Here is a 957-nt window from a genome sequence, read left to right as displayed (position 1 = left end):
TGTCCGTCATCAAATGAAGTGGTCCGATTGAGCTGACAGCTTTCAGGTTGGTCTGGCTCATCGTTTGTGATCTTAGGCGGCGTGCCCGAGATTGAGCAAGCGTCGCTGTTTAAGGGTTCTTTCCTTGATGGTTCTCCTTTCCTTAAGAATGCCGTCGCTGCGACCGAAGTAGACATCGGCCGGAGTCAGATTGCTGAGGCTCTCGTGATAGCGGCGGTGATTGTAGTGGTCGACGAAGGCTCTGATCGCTTCCTCGAGTGCGCCCGGTAGGTAATAGTTCTCCAACAGGATGCGGTTCTTGAGCGTTTGGTGCCACCGCTCGATCTTGCCCTGGGTCTGCGGATGATTTGGTGCCCCTCGAACGTGGTCCATGCCCTGATCTAGGAGCCAATCCGCCAGGTCACCAGAGATGTATGATGAACCGTTGTCGCTGAGCAGCCTCGGTTTGTGTCGGACGGTCGCCGACGAACAGCCTGATGCCTCCAACGCCAGTTCCAGAGCGTCGGTAACATCGTCGGCCTTCATCGTTGTGCAGAGCTTCCATGCCACGATGTAGCGGCTGAAGTCGTCCAGAATCGTCGAGAGATAGAACCAACCCCAGCCAGTCACCTTCAGGTAAGTGAAGTCGGTCTGCCAAAGCTGGTTCGGTCTCGTGGTCTTGTCGTGAAACTCGTCCGCAGCTTTGATCACATTGAACGCCGGCCCAGTAATCAGATCCTGCTCCTTGAGGATGCGATAGACCGAAGGCTCTGACACAAAGTACTTTTTCGTGTCTGTAAAGCGGAATGCCAGCTCGCGGGGCGATAGTTCCGGCTCATCAAGAGCGAGGTCAACGACGGCCTGCCGGATCTCGTCAGGGATGCGGTTCCAGACCCGGCCGGGGTGTGGACGGCGATTTTCAAGCCCCGCTTCACCAAACGCCTCATAGCGGGCACACCAGCGGTAGAACGTGGTCTT

At 56.4% G+C, this 957-nt stretch carries 1 protein-coding gene; it reads right to left on the bottom strand.

The genetic code is table 11. The features are described 5' to 3' along the window. Window positions 1-72: 72 nt before the first annotated feature. On the bottom strand, window positions 73-957 hold an 885-nt coding region (locus ACR0NN_RS25270), incomplete at its 5' end, for an IS3 family transposase (protein WP_480685870.1).

This window comes from Ruegeria sp. BA2, assembly GCF_056539605.1.
This window is presented reverse-complemented; position numbering and strand designations above follow the sequence as displayed.